15 protein-coding genes and 1 pseudogene are annotated in these 16,407 nt (G+C 76.1%); 6 read left to right on the forward strand and 10 right to left on the reverse strand.

The genetic code is table 11. The features are described from left to right. Positions 1-11: 11 nt before the first annotated feature. The 4 genes from FKM96_RS18070 to FKM96_RS18085 are packed head-to-tail and all read right to left on the reverse strand — an operon-like array spanning position 12 to position 3,628. Entirely contained in the window at positions 12-818 is an 807-nt protein-coding gene (locus FKM96_RS18070; protein WP_147796415.1) for an ABC transporter ATP-binding protein, read from the reverse strand. Continuing rightward, a complete protein-coding gene (locus FKM96_RS18075; RefSeq protein WP_147796416.1) occupies positions 815-1,879 on the reverse strand; it encodes an iron ABC transporter permease in 1,065 nt (354 codons plus the stop codon). Before FKM96_RS18075 ends, FKM96_RS18070 begins: the two co-directional genes overlap by 4 nt. After that, complete coding sequence (locus FKM96_RS18080; RefSeq protein ID WP_210417304.1) at positions 1,851-2,612, reverse strand: trans-aconitate 2-methyltransferase; 762 nt, start codon at positions 2,610-2,612, stop codon at positions 1,851-1,853. The genes FKM96_RS18075 and FKM96_RS18080 overlap by 29 nt, the downstream gene beginning before the upstream one ends. Continuing rightward, entirely contained in the window at positions 2,609-3,628 is a 1,020-nt protein-coding gene (locus tag FKM96_RS18085; protein WP_147796417.1) for an ABC transporter substrate-binding protein, read from the reverse strand. Before FKM96_RS18085 ends, FKM96_RS18080 begins: the two co-directional genes overlap by 4 nt. Before the next feature lie 92 nt (positions 3,629-3,720). Here FKM96_RS18085 and FKM96_RS18090 point away from each other — a divergent pair, with 92 nt between their 5' ends. Further along, positions 3,721-4,404, forward strand: a complete 684-nt coding sequence (locus tag FKM96_RS18090; protein WP_147796418.1) for a Type 1 glutamine amidotransferase-like domain-containing protein — start codon at positions 3,721-3,723, stop codon at positions 4,402-4,404. Beyond that, on the forward strand, positions 4,401-4,811 hold the full coding sequence (locus FKM96_RS18095; RefSeq protein WP_147796419.1) for a type II toxin-antitoxin system VapC family toxin: 411 nt from the start codon (positions 4,401-4,403) through the stop codon (positions 4,809-4,811). The genes FKM96_RS18090 and FKM96_RS18095 overlap by 4 nt, the downstream gene beginning before the upstream one ends. A gap of 34 nt (positions 4,812-4,845) precedes the next feature. On the opposite strand, the gene FKM96_RS18100 is transcribed toward FKM96_RS18095, so the two are convergent. From FKM96_RS18100 to glnA, 3 genes are all read right to left on the reverse strand, one after another. After that, a complete protein-coding gene (locus FKM96_RS18100; protein WP_147796420.1) occupies positions 4,846-6,261 on the reverse strand; it encodes a PQQ-binding-like beta-propeller repeat protein in 1,416 nt (471 codons plus the stop codon). A gap of 118 nt (positions 6,262-6,379) precedes the next feature. Continuing rightward, positions 6,380-7,423 (reverse strand): NAD(P)-dependent alcohol dehydrogenase, encoded by a 1,044-nt coding sequence (locus FKM96_RS18105; RefSeq protein ID WP_147796421.1) that lies wholly within the window; start codon positions 7,421-7,423, stop codon positions 6,380-6,382. A gap of 158 nt (positions 7,424-7,581) precedes the next feature. Further along, positions 7,582-9,006 carry a type I glutamate--ammonia ligase gene (gene glnA / locus FKM96_RS18110; RefSeq protein ID WP_147796422.1) on the reverse strand — a complete coding sequence of 475 codons (1,425 nt, stop codon included), beginning with the start codon at positions 9,004-9,006 and terminating at the stop codon, positions 7,582-7,584. Between the two features lie 172 nt (positions 9,007-9,178). On the opposite strand from glnA, the pseudogene FKM96_RS18115 reads away from it, so the two are divergent. Continuing rightward, positions 9,179-9,671: pseudogene (locus tag FKM96_RS18115) on the forward strand (RDD family protein). Positions 9,672-9,951: 280 nt separating this feature from the next. Here the strand turns inward: FKM96_RS18115 and FKM96_RS18120 are convergent. After that, positions 9,952-10,677: a DUF4191 domain-containing protein gene (locus FKM96_RS18120; RefSeq protein WP_147796423.1), complete on the reverse strand. Its 726-nt coding sequence runs from the start codon at positions 10,675-10,677 to the stop codon at positions 9,952-9,954. A gap of 173 nt (positions 10,678-10,850) precedes the next feature. On the opposite strand from FKM96_RS18120, the gene FKM96_RS18125 reads away from it, so the two are divergent. After that, positions 10,851-11,369, forward strand: a complete 519-nt coding sequence (locus FKM96_RS18125) for a flavodoxin domain-containing protein (protein ID WP_147796424.1) — start codon at positions 10,851-10,853, stop codon at positions 11,367-11,369. Positions 11,370-11,416: 47 nt separating this feature from the next. Here the strand turns inward: FKM96_RS18125 and FKM96_RS18130 are convergent, their stop codons facing one another. Beyond that, the gene (locus FKM96_RS18130; RefSeq protein WP_246855057.1) at positions 11,417-11,884 is read right to left on the reverse strand and encodes a MarR family winged helix-turn-helix transcriptional regulator; all 468 of its coding nucleotides are present in this window, start codon (positions 11,882-11,884) and stop codon (positions 11,417-11,419) included. A 77-nt stretch (positions 11,885-11,961) separates the two neighbouring features. On the opposite strand from FKM96_RS18130, the gene FKM96_RS18135 reads away from it, so the two are divergent. Together FKM96_RS18135 and FKM96_RS18140 are read left to right on the forward strand one after the other, a co-directional pair. Then, entirely contained in the window at positions 11,962-14,313 is a 2,352-nt protein-coding gene (locus FKM96_RS18135) for an MMPL family transporter (protein WP_147796425.1), read from the forward strand. A gap of 10 nt (positions 14,314-14,323) precedes the next feature. Continuing rightward, on the forward strand, positions 14,324-15,358 hold the full coding sequence (locus tag FKM96_RS18140; RefSeq protein WP_147796426.1) for a Gfo/Idh/MocA family oxidoreductase: 1,035 nt from the start codon (positions 14,324-14,326) through the stop codon (positions 15,356-15,358). 127 nt (positions 15,359-15,485) lie between these two features. On the opposite strand, the gene FKM96_RS18145 is transcribed toward FKM96_RS18140, so the two are convergent. Beyond that, positions 15,486-16,373, reverse strand: a complete 888-nt coding sequence (locus FKM96_RS18145) for a TIGR01777 family oxidoreductase (RefSeq protein ID WP_147796427.1) — start codon at positions 16,371-16,373, stop codon at positions 15,486-15,488. Between the last annotated feature and the right edge of the window lie 34 nt (positions 16,374-16,407).

Below are 16,407 nucleotides of genomic sequence, written 5' to 3' on the forward strand. Positions count from 1 at the left end.
GTCAGTCCGGCTCAGCCGCTCACCGCCCCCAGCACCTCGACCCGCAGCCGCCCCGCCTCCTGCGTCACCGCGGTGTCGACCCCGAACACCTCTCGCACCACCGCCGGGGTCAGCACGTCACCGGTCGGGCCGGCCGCGTGCACCCGCCCGTCCCGGAGCACGACCACCCGCTCGCAGTACCGCGCGGCCAGCGCCAGGTCGTGCAGCACGACGACCACCGTCAGGCCGTCTCCGGCGAGCTGCCCGAGCAGCCCGAGCAGCTCGTGCTGGTGCCGGACGTCGAGGTGGTTCGTCGGCTCGTCGAGCAGCAGGACGGCGGGCTCCTGCGCGAGGGCCCGGGCGGCGTGCACCCGCTGGCGCTCGCCACCCGACAGCGTGCGCCACAGGCGCCGCCCGGTGCCGGCCATCCCGACGAGGTCCAGGGCCCGGCCGCACGCCGCGGTGTCGTCCGGCCCGGCGGGGGCGAGCCGTCCCCGGTGCGGCAGCCGGCCGAGCGCGACCACGTCGGCGACCGTCAGGTCGGTGTCGGCGTCGCTGCTCTGCTCCATGACGGCGAGGGTGCGGGCGCGCTCGCGCCGCGGCACCGCGGCGAGCGGCCGGTCGCCGAGACGCACCTCGCCCGCCTGAGGCAGCACCGCCCCGGCGAGGGTGTGCAGCAGCGTGGACTTGCCGGAGCCGTTCGGCCCCAGCAGCCCGGTGACGCGCCCGGCGGGCGCGGTGATCGCCAGGTCGTCGAGGATCGGCGCGGCGCGGCCGCGGACGCGCACGGTCAGGCCGGTGCCGGTCAGGGCCGTGGAGCGGGCGGGGGATCCGGTCATGGGCGCTCCCGGCGGTGCAGGATCACCAGGAACACCGGGACGCCCAGCAGCGCGGTGACCACGCCGGCGGGCAGCTGGCGCGGGGCGAGCGCCGTCCGCGCGACGGCGTCCGCCAGCATCAGCACGACCGCGCCGCCCACGGCGCTGATCGGCAGCAGCCGGCGGTGCAGCGGCCCCGCGACCGCCCGGACCGCGTGCGGGACGATCAGCCCGACGAACCCGATGGCGCCCACGCTCGACACGACGACGGCGGTGACCGCCGCGGTCGCGACGAGGGCGACCGTCCGCACCGCCGCGACCGGGACCCCGAGCGAGGCGGCGGTCCGGGCGCCGAACGCGAACGCGTCCAGGTCGGACGCGACGAGCCGCAGCACCACGAGGGCGACGGCGGTGACGACCGCGCACAGGACGACGGCCGGCCACCGCGCCGCGGCGAGCGAGCCGGTGAGCCAGTACGTGAGCCCGCGCGCCGCGTCGGCGTCGCCCCAGCCGAGCAGCACCAGCGAGGTCACGGCCGCGAACAGCTGGCCGACGACCACCCCGGTCAGCACGAGCCGGCCGGAGCCCGTGGTGCCGCGGCCGAGCAGGAGCAGCACCAGCCCAAACGCCGCGAGCCCGCCGACCAGCGCGCCGCCCGCGAGCGAGACCGTCCCCGTGCCCAGGCCGGTGACCAGCACCAGCACGGCGCCCGTCGACGCGCCGGAGGAGATGCCCAGCAGGTACGGCTCGGCGAGGGCGTTCCGGGTCACGGCCTGCAGCACCGCGCCGCACACGGCGAGCCCGGCCCCGGCCACCGCCGCGAGCAGCACCCGCGGCGCGCGCAGCTCCCACACCACCGAGTCGGTCAGCGGGGGGAGCGGCGCGACCGGGAGGCCGAGGTGCCCGGCGAGCGACCGCGCGGTCTCGCCCCAGGTGATGTCCCCGCCGCCGACCCCGACCGCGGCGAACGCGACGACCGCGAGCAGCAGCGCCGCACCGGCCGTCGTGGCCGCGGGCGGGGCGAGAGCGGTGAGCCCCGCGCGCGCCGCCAGGTCAGCGCTGCGCGAGGACGACGTAGTCATCGAGGTGCTGCCACACGGGTCCCGCCTCGCGGAACTGCGCCGCGCGCAGGGCGGCCACGTGGAAGTCGAGCCCGAGGTCCGGGTTCGGCGGCCGGTCGGCGTAGCGCCGCTCGCGCTCCGGGGCCAGGGGCGCGAAGTGCGGGTGCGCCACGAGCTCCGCGAACCAGGCGTCCCAGGTCAGCGCGCCTGCGGCGTGGTCGCGGGCCTGGGTCGCGGCGTCGTCGCGTCGGCCGAGCTCCTCGAACAGCGGGCGGCCGGACGGCTGGCGCAGGTGGTCGGCGTTGAGCAGCACGCCGCCGGGCTGGAGGACGTCCGCCGCGTCGCGGTAGACCCGGGCCAGCACGTCGGCGGGCAGCCAGTGCAGGGCGGTCGACGACAGCACCGCGTGCGGGCGCCGGCCGCCGAGGACGCGCGTCCAGGTCGGGTCCCACAGGTCGGCCTCGTGGAGCTCGACGCGGTCGCCGTGGCCCGCCAGCGCCTGGCGACCGAGCTCGACGAGCAGCGGGTCGAGGTCGACCGCCACGCAGGTCATCCCGGGGAACCGGTCGAGCACGCGGGCGGAGACGGAGCCGGGGCCGCAGGCGAGGTCGACCACCAGGGCGCCGGCCGGCGCGGTCTCGGCGAGCACGTCGAGCATCACGGCGAACCGGTCCTCGCGCCGGTTGATGTAGGCCGCCTGCTGGCGGTCCCAGGCCGCGAGGTGCGCGCGCGACCAGTCGGCGACGGCGGTCACCGGTCCACCCCCGCGAACCCGACGAGCGCGCCGGACAGCGTCGCGAGCGCGTCGATGCTGCGGACGGACGGGTCCATCTCCGTCGCCGGGATCGCCACGAGCCGGTCGTCCCGCACCGCGGAGAGCTGCGCAGTCACCGCGTCGGCGCGCAGCTGGGCGGTCTTGTCGGCGGCGCTGTCGCCCGCCAGGCCGCGGGACAGGTCCGCGAGCACCAGGACGTCCGGGTCGCGCTGGGCGATCGCGTCCCAGCTCGTCTCGGCCCACTGCGCGTCCAGGTCGTCGAACGCGTTGCTCGCGCCGGCGAGCTCGGTGAGCGTCTGCGGCAGCCCCGCGCTCCCGGCGACGATCGGCGCGCCGTTGATCGTGGAGTAGATCCACGCCACGTCGAGGCCGCCGGCGTCGGGCGCGGCCGCGGCGACCTCGTCGAGCACCGCGCGCTGGTCCGCGACGAGCTCCGCGCCCCGGTCCTCCACGCCGAACAGCGTCGCGAGGTCGGTGACCTCGGCGAAGATCTGCTCGAACCCGACCTCGTCCGCGACGAGCGCGTGGTCCTCGCAGTCGTTCGCCGACAGGTAGGCCGGGACGCCGAGGTCCGTCAGCTCCGCCCGTGCGCCGACCCCGTCCGCGGCGAACGCGGACGCGCGCATCGAGTAGACGAAGTCCGGCGCGGTCTCCCGCAGCTGCTCCGCGGTCGGGTACTGGTCGGCCAGCACGGGAACCGCGGCGTACGCCTCGGCGTACGCGGGGGCGACCGCGTCGGTGAGGTACGCGGTGCCGGCCATCCGGTCGCCGAGGCCCAGCGCGAGCAGCAGCTCGGTGGCGCCCTGCTCGAGCGTCACCGCTCGCTCCGGGGGCGCGGTCACCGTGAGGTCGAGGCCGCAGCTGGTCAGGGTGGCCCCGTCGGTGGCGTCGGGGGCGTCGGACGGCGCGGCGGCCGGGTCGGCAGGGGCCGCGCACCCGGCGACCGCGACGGCGACCGCGAGGGCCATCGCAGTGGGAATGAGAATCGTTCGCATATGCGGAATCCTACGTCCTCCCGACAGGTGCCCGGACCGCCGTCGCGGGTGCAGGATGGGCCCACCGACGGCCGCGACCCCGGGGAGGACCCGTGCAGCTCCTGCTCACGTCCGGCGGCGTCACCAACCCCAGCATCCGCGCCGCGCTCGACCGCCTGCTGCCCCGGCCGATGGCCGAGTGCCGCGCCCTCGTCGTCCCGACCGCCCAGTGGGGCCACCCGCTCTGCGGGCCCGGCTCGGTGCGGGGTCTCGTCGCGGCCGAGCCGGGGTTCGAGCACCTCACCGGGCTCGGCTGGGCGTCGCTCGGGGTGCTCGAGCTGACCGCGCTGCCGACGATCGGCGCCGAGCGCTGGGCGCCGTGGGTGCGGGACGCCGACGTGCTGCTGGTGGACGGTGGTGACGCCACCTACCTCGCGCACTGGGTGCGGGAGTCCGGGCTGGCGGACCTGCTCCCGGGCCTGCCCGACCTGGTGTGGGTCGGCGTCAGCGCCGGGAGCATGGTCATGGCGCCGCGGATCGGCGAGATGTTCGTCGAGTGGGCCGACGCCCCGGACGACAGCGCCCTCGGGGTCGTGCCGTTCGCGATCTTCCCGCACCTGGACGCGTTCCCGACGAACACGAGGGCGGCCGCGGAGCGGTGGGCGGCCGGCTTGGGCGGGGTGCCGGCCTACGCGATCGACGAGCAGACGGCGATCGTCGTCGCCGACGGGACGGTCGAGGTGGTGTCCGAGGGGGAGTGGGCGCGGCTCGGCGGCGCGGGGGAGGAGCGGCGATGACGCGCTTCGCGATCGACGCCCCGACGGCCGTGCGCCTGGTCGAGGAGGGGTTCGTCGTGCCGGACGGGCACCAGCTGGTCGCCCCGAACCTGCTCCGCTCGGAGGCGATGGACCTGCTCTACCGCGCCGTCCGCGCCGAGGCCCTCGACGCGGCGCGGGCCGAGCGGCTGCTCGACGGGCTGACGACGATGCGCGTGCGGCTGCTCGGCGACCGGGTCTCCCGCGCCGTCGCGTGGCGGATCGCCACCGAGCACGGCTGGGACGACGTCGCGCCGGCGGAGTACGTCGCGGTCGCCCGGCTGCAGGCGGACGTGCTCGTCGCGTCGGACGCGGATCTCGTCGCCCGGGCGCGGGGCCTCGTCGAGCTCGCCCCGGTCGAGGACCTGCTCGCGGTGCGGGCCCCGTAGGTCCACGCGGCGGCCCCGGCCGGGATCCCGCCGGTCAGCGCAGCAGCACCATCTCCCGCCCGTCGGAGCCGTAGCCGTACAGCGCCCCGTCCCACGACCACAGGAACTCGACCCCGTCCGGGAGCGGCGTGGTCCAGGCGCGGCGCCCGGACCCGAGGTCGTAGGCCGAGAGCACCAGGTCGGCGGTGCCGTCCTCGCGCTCGGCGCGGAGCAGGTGCCGGCCGTCGGTCATCAGCCCCGTGCCGTCGACGGGCGGCGCGGTGACGCTCCAGCGCTCGGCCCCGGTGAGCGCGTCGACGGCCCAGACGGCGCCCAGGTCGGTGCCGTAGAGCACGCCGTCCAGGAGGAGGTAGCCGCTGCGGGGACCCGTCTCCGCGGGACGCTCCCACAGCGTCCGCCCGGTCGCGGCCTCCACCCCGCGCACGACGCCCCCCGACCCGTCGGGCGCGGAGACGGGCTGGATGCCGGGCGCGGACCCGTCGTCGGGCGACAGGTACAGCGGGTAGCCGTCGAGCGTCGCGGTCGCGCTGCCGTCCGGCCCGAGCAGGCGCAGCGCGCCCGTCGTCGGCACGGCCACCAGCGCGTCGCCGCGCGCCGCGTACAGCGCGCCGGCGTCCGCCTCGATCCGGCCGTCCGCGGGGTCGACCGCCCAGGTGGCGGCGGTGCCCTGGACGATCACGTGCCCACCGGCGGAGGCGAGCCAGCCGCTCCAGAAGGACGGGTCGACGGGGTCGTCGATCTCGGTGCGCCACCGCTCCGTGCCGCCGACGTCGCTGCCCGTCAGGACGAGGCCGTCGCCGCGGCGGACCCCGACGACGAGCACGTCCCCGACGACCGTCGCCTCGGCGCCGGGCTCCAGCTCCCGGGCGCCGGCGACCGCGCGGGCGGCGAGGTCGACCTCGACGAGCCGCGTGGTGACCGGGCCTCCGTCACCCGCGGGGCCGTCGGTGACGGCGCACCACAGCGTCGCCGCGGGGGCGTCGGCGCCGGAGGTGCACGACGCGCTGCGCGTGTACCCGTCCTCGGTCACCAGCACCCCGATCTCGGCGCGCCACTGCTCCTCGCCGGTGCCCGGGTCCAGCGCCACCACCGCGGCGGGCTCGCCGCTGCCCGGCGTCAGCACGCCCGCGATCAGCCCGTCCGCGGTGCGGGTCCCGGACATCAGCAGTCCCATGGCGTCGCCCGTGCCCCACGGCGTCGCCTCCAGGGGAGCGGTGACGGTCTCGGCGAGGACGCCCGGCGTGCTGCGGAAGCGGTCCGCCGCGGCCTCGTCCCGGCGGTCGGCGACCACCTGGGCCGCGACGAGCGCCAGGACCACCGCGACCGGCGCCGGCCACCAGCGGCGCAGCAGCGCGCGGGCGCGGGCGGCGGTGAGCGACGGCGCGACCGGCCCCGGCTGCGGCTCCGTGACGTCGTCGAGCTGCACCTCGGCCATGCGATCCGCCCCCATGACCGGGGACTCTACGGTCGCGCGGGTGGCCGCGAGGCGGTTTCGCGCGACCGGGCCGGGAACGTCGCAGCCCCCTCCCGCGCGGCGCGGGAGGGGGCTGCGCCGTGGACCCGAGCGCTCAGGCCATCGTCGCGACGTCGATGACGAACCGGTACCGCACGTCCGAGCGCAGCACGCGCTCGTACGCCTCGTTGACGGCGTCGGCCGCGATCAGCTCGGTCTCGGGCGCGATGCCGTGCTCGGCGCAGAAGTCGAGCATCTCCTGCGTCTCGGCGATGCTGCCGATGCTCGACCCGGCGAACGAGCGGCGGTTGCCGAACAGCGTGAACACCTGGACGGGCAGCGGCTCGCCGGGCGCGCCGACGTTCACCAGGGTGCCGTCGAGCCGGAGCAGCGACAGGTAGGCGCCCAGGTCGACGACGGCGGACACCGTGTTGACGATGAGGTCGAAGGTGTTCGCGAGCTCGGCGAAGGTCGCCGGGTCCTCGGTGGCGTAGTAGTGGTCCGCGCCGAGCTCGAGGCCGTCGGCCTTCTTGCTCAGCGTGCGGGACAGCACGGTGACCTCGGCGCCCATGGCGTGCGCGAGCTTGACGGCCATGTGGCCGAGGCCGCCCATGCCGACGACCGCCACCTTCTTGCCCGGGCCGGCGCCCCAGTGGGCGAGCGGCGAGTACGTGGTCACGCCGGCGCACAGCAGCGGCGCGGCCTTGTCGAACGGGATGGCCTCCGGCACGCGGAGGACGAAGTCCTCGTCGACCACCACGTGGGTCGAGTAGCCGCCCTGCGTGATCGTGCCGTCGCGGTCGGCGGACGCGTAGGTCTGGGTGTTGCCCGCGAGGCAGTACTGCTCCAGCCCGGCGCGGCAGTTCTCGCACTCGCGGCAGGAGTTGACCATGCAGCCGACGCCGACCCGGTCGCCGACGGCGTGCCGGGTGACCTCGGCGCCGACCTCGGCGACCACGCCGACGATCTCGTGCCCGACGACCTGCGGGTAGGTGATGGGGCCCCAGTCGCCCCGGACGGTGTGGATGTCGGAGTGGCAGACGCCGGCGTAGCGGATCTCGATCAGCACGTCCTTCGGCCCCACGTCGCGGCGCTCGATCGTCACGGGGACGAGCGGCTCGGTCGCGGAGGGGGCGGCGTAGGCGTTGACGGTGAGCACAGGACTCCCAGGGGTGCGAAGAGAGGGGGTGGGGCCGGCGCGGAGGACTCCGGCGGCCGGCTGGGGTCCATTCTCGACCGTCCGGCCCGGGAACGCCACGAGGGGCGCCTCCCTGACGGGAGACGCCCCTCGCATGCGCACTGACCGGGAGCAGCCGATCAGACGTCGTAGTAGAGCTCGAACTCGTGCGGGTGCGGGCGCAGCCGGATCGGGTCGATCTCCGCGGACCGCTTGTAGTCGATCCAGGTCTGGATCAGGTCCGGGGTGAACACGTTGCCGGCGGTCAGCCAGTCGTGGTCGGCCTCGAGGTTGTCGAGCACCTCGCCGAGCGAACCCGGGACCTGCTGGATGAGCGCGTGCTCCTCCGGGGGCAGCTCGTACAGGTCCTTGTCGACCGGCTCTGGCGGCTCGATCCGGTTCTGGATGCCGTCCAGGCCCGCCATGAGCATGGCCGCGAAGCACAGGTACGGGTTGGACGACGGGTCCGGCACGCGGAACTCGATGCGCTTGGCCTTCGGGTTCGAGCCGGTGACCGGGATGCGGATGCACGCGGAGCGGTTGCGGGCCGAGTAGACCAGGTTGACCGGCGCCTCGAAGCCCGGGACCAGGCGGTGGTAGGAGTTCACCGTCGGGTTGGTGAAGGCGAGCAGCGACGGGGCGTGCTTGAGCAGGCCGCCGATGTACCAGCGGGCCATGTCGGACAGACCGCCGTAGCCCTTCTCGTCGAAGAACAGCGGCTTGCCGTCCTTCCACAGCGACTGGTGCACGTGCATGCCCGAGCCGTTGTCGCCGAACAGCGGCTTCGGCATGAAGGTCGCGGTGCGGCCGTCGGCGTGCGCGACGTTCTTCACGACGTACTTGAACAGCTGCACCTTGTCGGCCGACTTGGCGAGCGTGTCGAAGCGGTAGTTGATCTCCGCCTGGCCGGCGGTGCCGACCTCGTGGTGCGCCCGCTCGACCTCGAGGCCGAGGGCGTCCAGCTGGAGCGAGATCTTGTCGCGCAGGTCGGCGAAGTGGTCGACCGGCGGGACGGGGAAGTAGCCGCCCTTGTAGGGCGTCTTGTGGCCGAGGTTGCCACCCTCCTCGACGCGGCCCGTGTTCCAGGCGGCCTCGATGGAGTCGATCGAGTAGAACGACGCGTTCTGCTTCGTCTCGAAGCGCACGTCGTCGAAGATGTAGAACTCGGCCTCGGGGGCGAAGAACGCCGTGTCCGCGATGCCGGTCGAGCGCAGGTACGCCTCGGCCTTGGCGGCGACCTGGCGCGGGTCGCGGCTGTAGGGCTCGTCGGTGTACGGGTCGACGATGTGGAAGTTCAGCACGAGCGTCTTCTCCGTGCGGAACGGGTCGACGAACGCCGTCGTCACGTCCGGGAGGAGCTTCATGTCGGACTCGTTGATCGCCTGGAAGCCGCGGATCGACGACCCGTCGAACATCTGGCCCTCGACGAAGAAGCTCTCGTCCACGGACGCGGCCGGCACGTTGAAGTGCTGCATCACGCCGGGCAGGTCGCAGAACCGGACGTCGACGAACTTGACGTCCTCGTTCTTGATGAAGGCCAGGACTTCCTCTGGCGTGCTGAACATCCGCTGCTCCTCGGGTTGACGTGCCCTCACCGGGCTCCGACGAGGCTAGGGGTGCCCGATTTCCCTCCGGTGTACCGATTGTTTCGACCGTGTTACGTGACCCCGGATCCGTGTTGCGGGCGCGTGACGCGAGCCGGTCGGGGCGCGCACGGCGGGCGGTTACCGTTGACGCATGGTCGATCGCGAGGACGTCGGTTCGTGGCTCGAGGGGCCGCCCGTGGGCGACGGCGCGCCGAGCGGCAGCCGCCTGGGCCTGCCCGCCACGGGGAGCGGGTCGCTCGCGCCGCTGGGCCGCCGGCTGATCGCGCTGCTGATCGACTGGTTCGCCTGCCTCGCCATCGCGAACGTGTTCCTGCCCCGCCGACGCGCAGCAGCTCGGCACGCTGGCCGTCTTCGCGGTCGAGAACGTGCTGCTGGTCGGCACCGTCGGCGGCACGCTCGGGCACCGGCTGCTCGGGATCCGGGTGCGCCGGGTGCGCCCGCCGGCGCTCGTCGCCCGACCGGACGCGCCGCCCGCCGACCCCGGCCCGGACGCGCCGCCGAACCTGCTGCTGGCGCTCGTGCGCACCGTGCTGCTCTGCCTGGTGATCCCCGCGGTGGTGTGGGACGCCGACGGCCGCGGCCTGCACGACCGCTCGGCGGGCACCGCGATCGTCCGCCGCTGACACCGGCGCACCCGCACCGCACCCGCACCGCACCCGCCTCGCGGCGCGGTCCGCCGAGATGGCAACTCTCGGCTGTCCCGTGCGGTCCGCACACAGCCGAGAGTTGCCATCTCGGCGGGCGTGCGGGCGTGCGGGCGTGCGGGAGTGCGGGCGTGCGGGAGGGCGGTGCGGCGCGGCGCGGAGTGCGTGCGGGTGGGCGCGGTCGGGTGGGGGAAGGAGGACGCGCCCGCACCCCCGGAGGGGTGCGGGCGCGTCTGCGCGTGCGGGAGGGGGCGGCGGGTCAGCGGCCGCGCATGCCCTTGCGGTCCGGGCGGACGCGCATCGGGTCGACGCCCTTCGGCACCGGCATCTTGACCGCGCCGAGCGCCTGCAGGCGCTTGACGACCTCGCCGACCTCGGCCTTGGTGAGCTGCGGCTTGAGGCGCTGCACCTTGCGGGCGAGCTGCGGCAGCGGGACCTGGCCCTCCTCGCGGCCGACCTCGATCAGCGTGATCGGCACGCCCTGGAGCACGCGCGCGGTGCGCTTGCGCTCGGACTCGAGCAGCTTGCCGATGCGGTTGGCGGGGCCCTCGCCGATCAGGACGATGCCCGGGCGGCCGACGCCGCGGTAGACGAGGTCCTGGGTGCGCGGCGCGACGGCGACCGGCTCCTGCGCGAACGTCCAGCCGCGGCGGATGGTGCCGAGCGCGGACAGCGCGGCGCCGGGCTGGCCCTCGATGCGGGCGTACGCGGCGCGCTCGGCGCGGCGGGTCAGGGTGAACATGGCGCCGAGCAGCGCGAACGGGATGCTGACGAGCAGCCACCACCACCAGCTGAGGAAGAACAGGCCCAGCACCTGACCCAGCACGACGATGCCGAAGAACACCCCGAGGATCAGCCAGGTCACCGCCGGGTCCTGCTGGCGGGTCATCTGGTACGCCTGCCAGACCTGGTGGTACCACCGGGTCTTCTTCACCTTCGCGGGCTTCGCGGCCGCGCCGGCGGTCGGGTTCTTCTCACGGGCCATGACCCGGGAGTCTACCGGCGCGCGGGCCGTCGCCGTCGCCCGGCCGCGTCGCCCTCCGCGAGCCCGTGGGGGACGCCGGGACCGAGGTCCCTGGCGGTCGCCGTCGCGGGCGGGTGACGCTGGGACGACGGGCGCGGCGCCGGTGCCGGCCCCGGGACGCGGGGGAGGCGACCATGCGGGTCCTGGTGACGGTGGCGTCGCGGCACGGCAGCACGCGCGAGATCGGCGTCGAGGTGGCGGAGGTGCTCCGGGCGGCGGGCCACGACGTCGTGGAGGCCGACCCGGACGAGGTCGAGGCGGTCGACGGGTACGACGCGGTCGTGCTCGGCTCGGCGGTCTACGTGGGGCGGCTCGCGGCGGCGCTGCGCGAGCTCGTCGACCGGCAGGCCGCGCAGCTCGCCGCCCGGCCGACGTGGCTGTTCTGGTCCGGACGGGTGGGGGAGCCGCCGCTGCCCGCCGCCGAGCCCGACGACGTGCGGGTCGTGGCCCGGCGGGTGGCGGCGCGGGACGTCGCGGCGTTCGGCGGCCGGCTGCAGCGCGACGAGCTCGGGCTCGCGGAGCGCGCGCTGGTCGCGATGATCGAGGCCGAGGCGGGCGACTTCCGCGACTTCGACGAGGTGGACGCCTGGGCAGCGCGGGTCGCGGACGAGCTGGGGCGGATCGAGCGCGGTGGCCGGGTGGCGCAGGGCTGACCCGCGGCCGCGCGCCGGCCGGGCCACCGCCGCGCGACGACGTCCCGTCAGCGGCGCGCGACCAGCAGCAGCAGCCCGCGCAGCTGCTCCACCTGCTCCGCGGTCAGCCCGTCGGTGACCATCGCCTCGGCGGCGACCGGGTCCGAGGCCGCGAGCACGGCCGCGCGCCCGGCGTCGGTCGCGGAGATCTGGTGCTTGCGCCGGTCGGTGGCGTGGGCCGTCCGGGTGACGTAGCCCGACCGCTCGAGCCGGGCGAGCACCCGGCTCATCGTCTGCTCGGTGACGTCGCACAGCGCCGCGAGCTCCGCCTGGGTGCGTGGTCCGCGCAGCAGGATGACCAGCACCGGCTGGCTCGCGTGGTTGAGGTCCCAGGACGCGAGGTGCGCGTTCCAGTCCCGCTCGACCCGGCGCGCGGCGGCGGACAGCAGCCGGCCCACCGGCCAGCCGCTCGGCTCCGGCGCGGCCATCGCCTGCCACCGCGGGTGCTCCTGCGGCCCTCCGGCGTCGCGCTCCACTCGTCCCTCTCCTCCTGCTGGGCAGTTGCCCCGGCCTCATGTTGCCGGAACGCGGCGCATCCCGCATAGTGCTCAGCATGCTGAGGAACGGGGCACGGGGGATCGGGCGGGGACTGGCCGTGCTGGCGGTCGCCGCGGGGTGGTTGGCGGTGGGCTCGCTCGGGGGCATGGCCCAGGGGCAGCTCTCGCAGGTGCAGACGAACGACGCGGCGGCGTTCCTGCCGTCGTCGGCGGAGTCGACGCGCGCCGCGGAGGCGTCGGCGGCGTTCACGGAGTCCGAGGCGCTGCCGGTGCTGGTGGTGCTCGAGGCCGAGGACGGCGGCGCGCTGGACCCGGCCGCGATCGAGGCGGTGCAGCCCGTCGTCGCAGCGCTGCCGGACGTGCCGATGCCCGGCACCGACCCGGCGGCGGGCGACCCGGCCACGCTCGGTGACGTGCTCACGGCCGACCCGGTCGTCGTGCCCTCGGAGGACGGCGAGGCGCTGCTGGTCCCGCTGTCCCTCGACGCCGCGCAGGCGGACGCCTCGCTGGCCGACGACGAGAGCGTGGTCGGCGCGACGGTCCAGGCCGTCCGCGACACGCTGGCCGACGAGCTGGGCGCGACCGCCGACTCGTCCGGCGAGGCCGGGCTGCGCGCCTGGGTCACCGGGCCGGGCGGGTTCGTCGCGGACCTCACGAACGCGTTCGGCGGGATCGACGGCGTGCTGCTGCTCGTCGCCCTCGGGGCGGTCCTCGTGATCCTCGTGCTGGTCTACCGGTCGCCGTTCCTGCCGCTCGCGGTGATCCTCACCGCGGTGTTCGCGCTGTGCGCCGCCGCGCTCGCCGTCTACCACCTGGCCGACGCCGGGGTGCTGACGCTGAACGGCCAGGCCCAGGGCATCCTGTCGATCCTGGTCGTCGGCGCGTCCGTCGACTACGCGCTGCTGATCGTCGCCCGGTACCGCGAGGAGCTGCGCACCGTCGAGGCACCGTCGGCCGCGATGCGCCGCGCGCTGCGCCGCAGCCTGGAGCCGATCACCGCCAGCGCGGGCACCGTCGTCGCCGGCCTGCTCTGCCTGCTGCTGTCCGACCTCGCGTCCAACCGGTCGCTGGGCCCCGTCGGCGCCCTCGGGATCGCAGCCGCGTACCTGGCGGCGTTCACCCTGCTCCCGCTACTGCTGCTCATCGCCGGGCGCCGGTCCCGGGCGCTGTTCTGGCCGCGGGTGCCGCGGGTCGCCGAGCCGGGCGCGCACGCGGTGGGCCCGGCGCACGACGAGCCGGCGGCCGTCGGGGCGGCCGCCCCCGCCGTCCCGGAGCACGACCACCACGGCGCGCACGCGCCGGCCGGCCACCCTGCGCCCGCCCAGGGCCTGTGGGGCCGGCTGGCCCGCGGCGTCGGCCGCCGCGACCGGCTGGTGTGGGTGCTGACCACCGTCATCCTGCTCGGCTGCGCGGCGTTCCTGCCGACGTTCCAGGCCTCGGGCACCAGCCAGGCCGACGTGTTCCTGACCGACGTCGACGCGGTGGCCGGCGAGGAGGTGCTCGCCGAGCACTTCCCGGCCGGCACCGTCCAGCCCGCCACCGTGATCGTGGCGCAGGACGAGGCCGACGCCGTGGTCGAGGCGGCGCTGGCCGTCGACGGCGTGGTGTCCGCGGCCCCGTACACCGGGGCGGCGACGGGCGTGCCGACGGGGAGCGGCGGCCCCGGAGCGGACGAGCCCGCGGAGCCGGTCGTCGTCGACGGGGACGTGCTGGTCGACGTCGCCACCGAGGCGGCCGCGGACACCACGGAGGGCGTCGCGACGGTCGAGCGGCTGCGCGACGCGGTGCACGAGGTCGCCCCCGACGCGCTGGTGGGCGGGGCCGCCGCCGAGACGCTGGACGCGCAGGACGCCGGCACCCGGGACCTGCGGGTGATCGTGCCGGTGGTGCTGGTCGTGATCCTGCTCATCCTCATGGTGCTGCTGCGGTCCGTCGTGGCCGCGGTGCTGCTGATGCTCGCCAACGTGCTGTCGTTCGCGGCCGCCCTGGGCGTCGCGGCGCTCGTCTTCGAGCACGTGCTCGACTTCCCGGGCGCCGACCCGGCCGTCCCGCTCTACGCCTTCACGTTCCTGGTGGCCCTCGGGGTCGACTACTCGATCTTCCTCATGACCCGCGTCCGCGAGGAGAGCGCGCGCCTCGGCACCCGCGAGGGCGTGCTCCGCGGGCTGGCGGTGACCGGCGGGGTGATCACCTCGGCGGGCGTGGTGCTCGCGGTGACATTCGCCGCGCTGGGCGTGATCCCGCTGCTGTTCCTCGCGCAGCTGGCGTTCATCGTGGCGTTCGGCGTGCTGCTCGACACGCTCGTGGTCCGCAGCCTGCTCGTCCCGGCGCTGGTGCACGACGTCGGCCGCCGCACCTGGTGGCCGAGCCGGCTCGCCCGTCAGGAGGAGGGCGTGCACCGGGCCTAGGGTGGCGGCCATGACGGACGCGCTGCGGGTGGGACTGGTCGGCTACGGCTCGGCGGGGCGGGGCATCCACGCCCGGCTGCTCCGCGAGGTCGGCGCCGAGGTGGCCCGGGTCGTGACCCGGAACCCGGCGCGCGCCACCGCGGCCGGCCGGGACTGGGCGGGCGTCGCGGTCGACGCCGACGTCCCGTCGCTGCTCGCGCACGCCACCGACCTCGACGTGGTCGTCGTCGCCAGCCCGACCGGCGACCACGTCGAGCACGTCACGCAGGCGCTGGCCGCGGGGGCGTGGGTCGTCGTCGACAAGCCGCTGGCGACCACCGCAGACGAGGCGGCCGCCCTGGCGCGGCTCGGCGCGGAGGCCGGCGGGCGGCTGACGGTGTTCCAGAACCGCCGGTGGGACCCGGAGCAGCTGACGCTGCGCGGGCTGCTCGAGGCCGGCGAGCTGGGCACCGTGCACCGGTTCGAGCGCCGCTGGGAGCGGTGGCGCCCGGTGCCGCAGGACCGGTGGAAGGAGAACGACACCCGCGCCGGCGGCCTGCTGCTCGACCTCGGGGCGCACCTGGTCGACTCCGCGGTCCAGCTGTTCGGGCCGGTCGCGCGGGTGCACGCCGAGCTCCGCAGCCTCACCACCCCCGCCGAGGACGACGTGTTCCTCGCGCTCACGCACGCCCCGCGGCCGGACGGGTCCGCGGTCATCAGCCACCTGCAGGCCGGCGGGCTGGTCGGCGCGCCCGGCCCGCGCACCCGCGTGCTCGGCGACCGGGGTGCGTACCTGGTGACGAGCTTCGAGGGCGAGGCGACGCCGTTCTCCGTCCTCGACGAGGGCGACGACGCGCACGAGGGCTGGCTGGTGCACGGCGACGAGCGGGTGCCGGTACGGCGCGCGCCCGGCGGGCACCCGGACTTCTACCGGGCCGTCGAGGCGTGGGTGCGGGGCACGGGGCCGGTTCCCGTCGACCCGGCCGACGCCGTCGTGACCGCGCGCGTCCTGGACGCCGCGCGGGTCTCGGCGCGCGAGCACCGCGCGGTCGCGCTGGACGCGTAGCGCGCGCCCGCGCCCGCCCACCGGGCCGGGCCGCCGAGTGGGCACTCGACGTCCCCGTCCCGGGCGTCGAGGGGACATCGAGTGCCCGCTCGGCGGGGCCGTCGGGGGCGCGGGTGGGACTCGCGGGTCAGGGGAGGACGTAGGCCGCCGCGGACTCCGGGGTGGGGTGGGTGTGCTGGAAGCCGGAGGCCGTCAGCGCCGCCGGGACGACCCGCAGGCTGCCGAGGATCTCCTCCGAGAACTGGCCCAGGGCGATCCGCAGCGCGAAGCCCGGCACCGGCAGGACCGCGGGGCGGTGCGCGCGGTCGGCCAGGGCCCGGACGATCGCGAGCTCCGTCGCCGGCTCGGCCGTGAGGTTCACCGGCCCGCCGACCGGCGCGTCGAGCAGGTGCAGGATCGCGCGCACCTCGTCCTCGAGGCTGATCCACGACCAGTACTGCCGGCCCGACCCGAGCGGTCCGCCGAGCCCGAGCCGGATCAGCGGCAGCAGCCGCCCGAGCGCCCCGCCCGACGGCGCCAGCACGATCCCGGTGCGCAGGAACGCGACCCGGACCCGCGGGTCCGCGACCGCGGGCGCCGCGGCGGCCTCCCACGCGCGGACGACCTCGGCGAGGTAGGACGTGCCGTAGGGCTCCTCCTCGGTCACCCGGGTGTCACCGCGGTAGCCGTACGCGCCGGTCGCGGAGCCCTGGAGCAGCACGCGTGGCGGCTCGGCCATCCCGGCGACCGTCCGGGCGAGCAGCCCCGTGGTGCTCGTGCGCGACTCGAGCACGACCTGCTTGCGGGCCGGGGTGAGCCGCTTGTCGCCGACGCCCGCGCCCGCCAGGTTCACGACGGCGTCGGCCCCGGCGAGGGCCGCCGGGTCCAGCACGCCGGCCCGCGGGTCCCAGGCGCGCTCGTCGGGGGTCCGCGGTGCGCGGCGGACCAGCCGGCGCACCTCGTGGCCCTCCGCGCGCAGCCGCGCGACCAGCGCCGTCCCGATGAGCCCGCTCGACCCCGCCACCACCACGATCATGCGGCCGACCCTACGTGCGCCGCCGCGGCCCGGC

It is taken from the genome of Cellulomonas sp. Y8 (genome assembly GCF_008033115.1).
GTDB lineage: Bacteria > Actinomycetota > Actinomycetes > Actinomycetales > Cellulomonadaceae > Cellulomonas.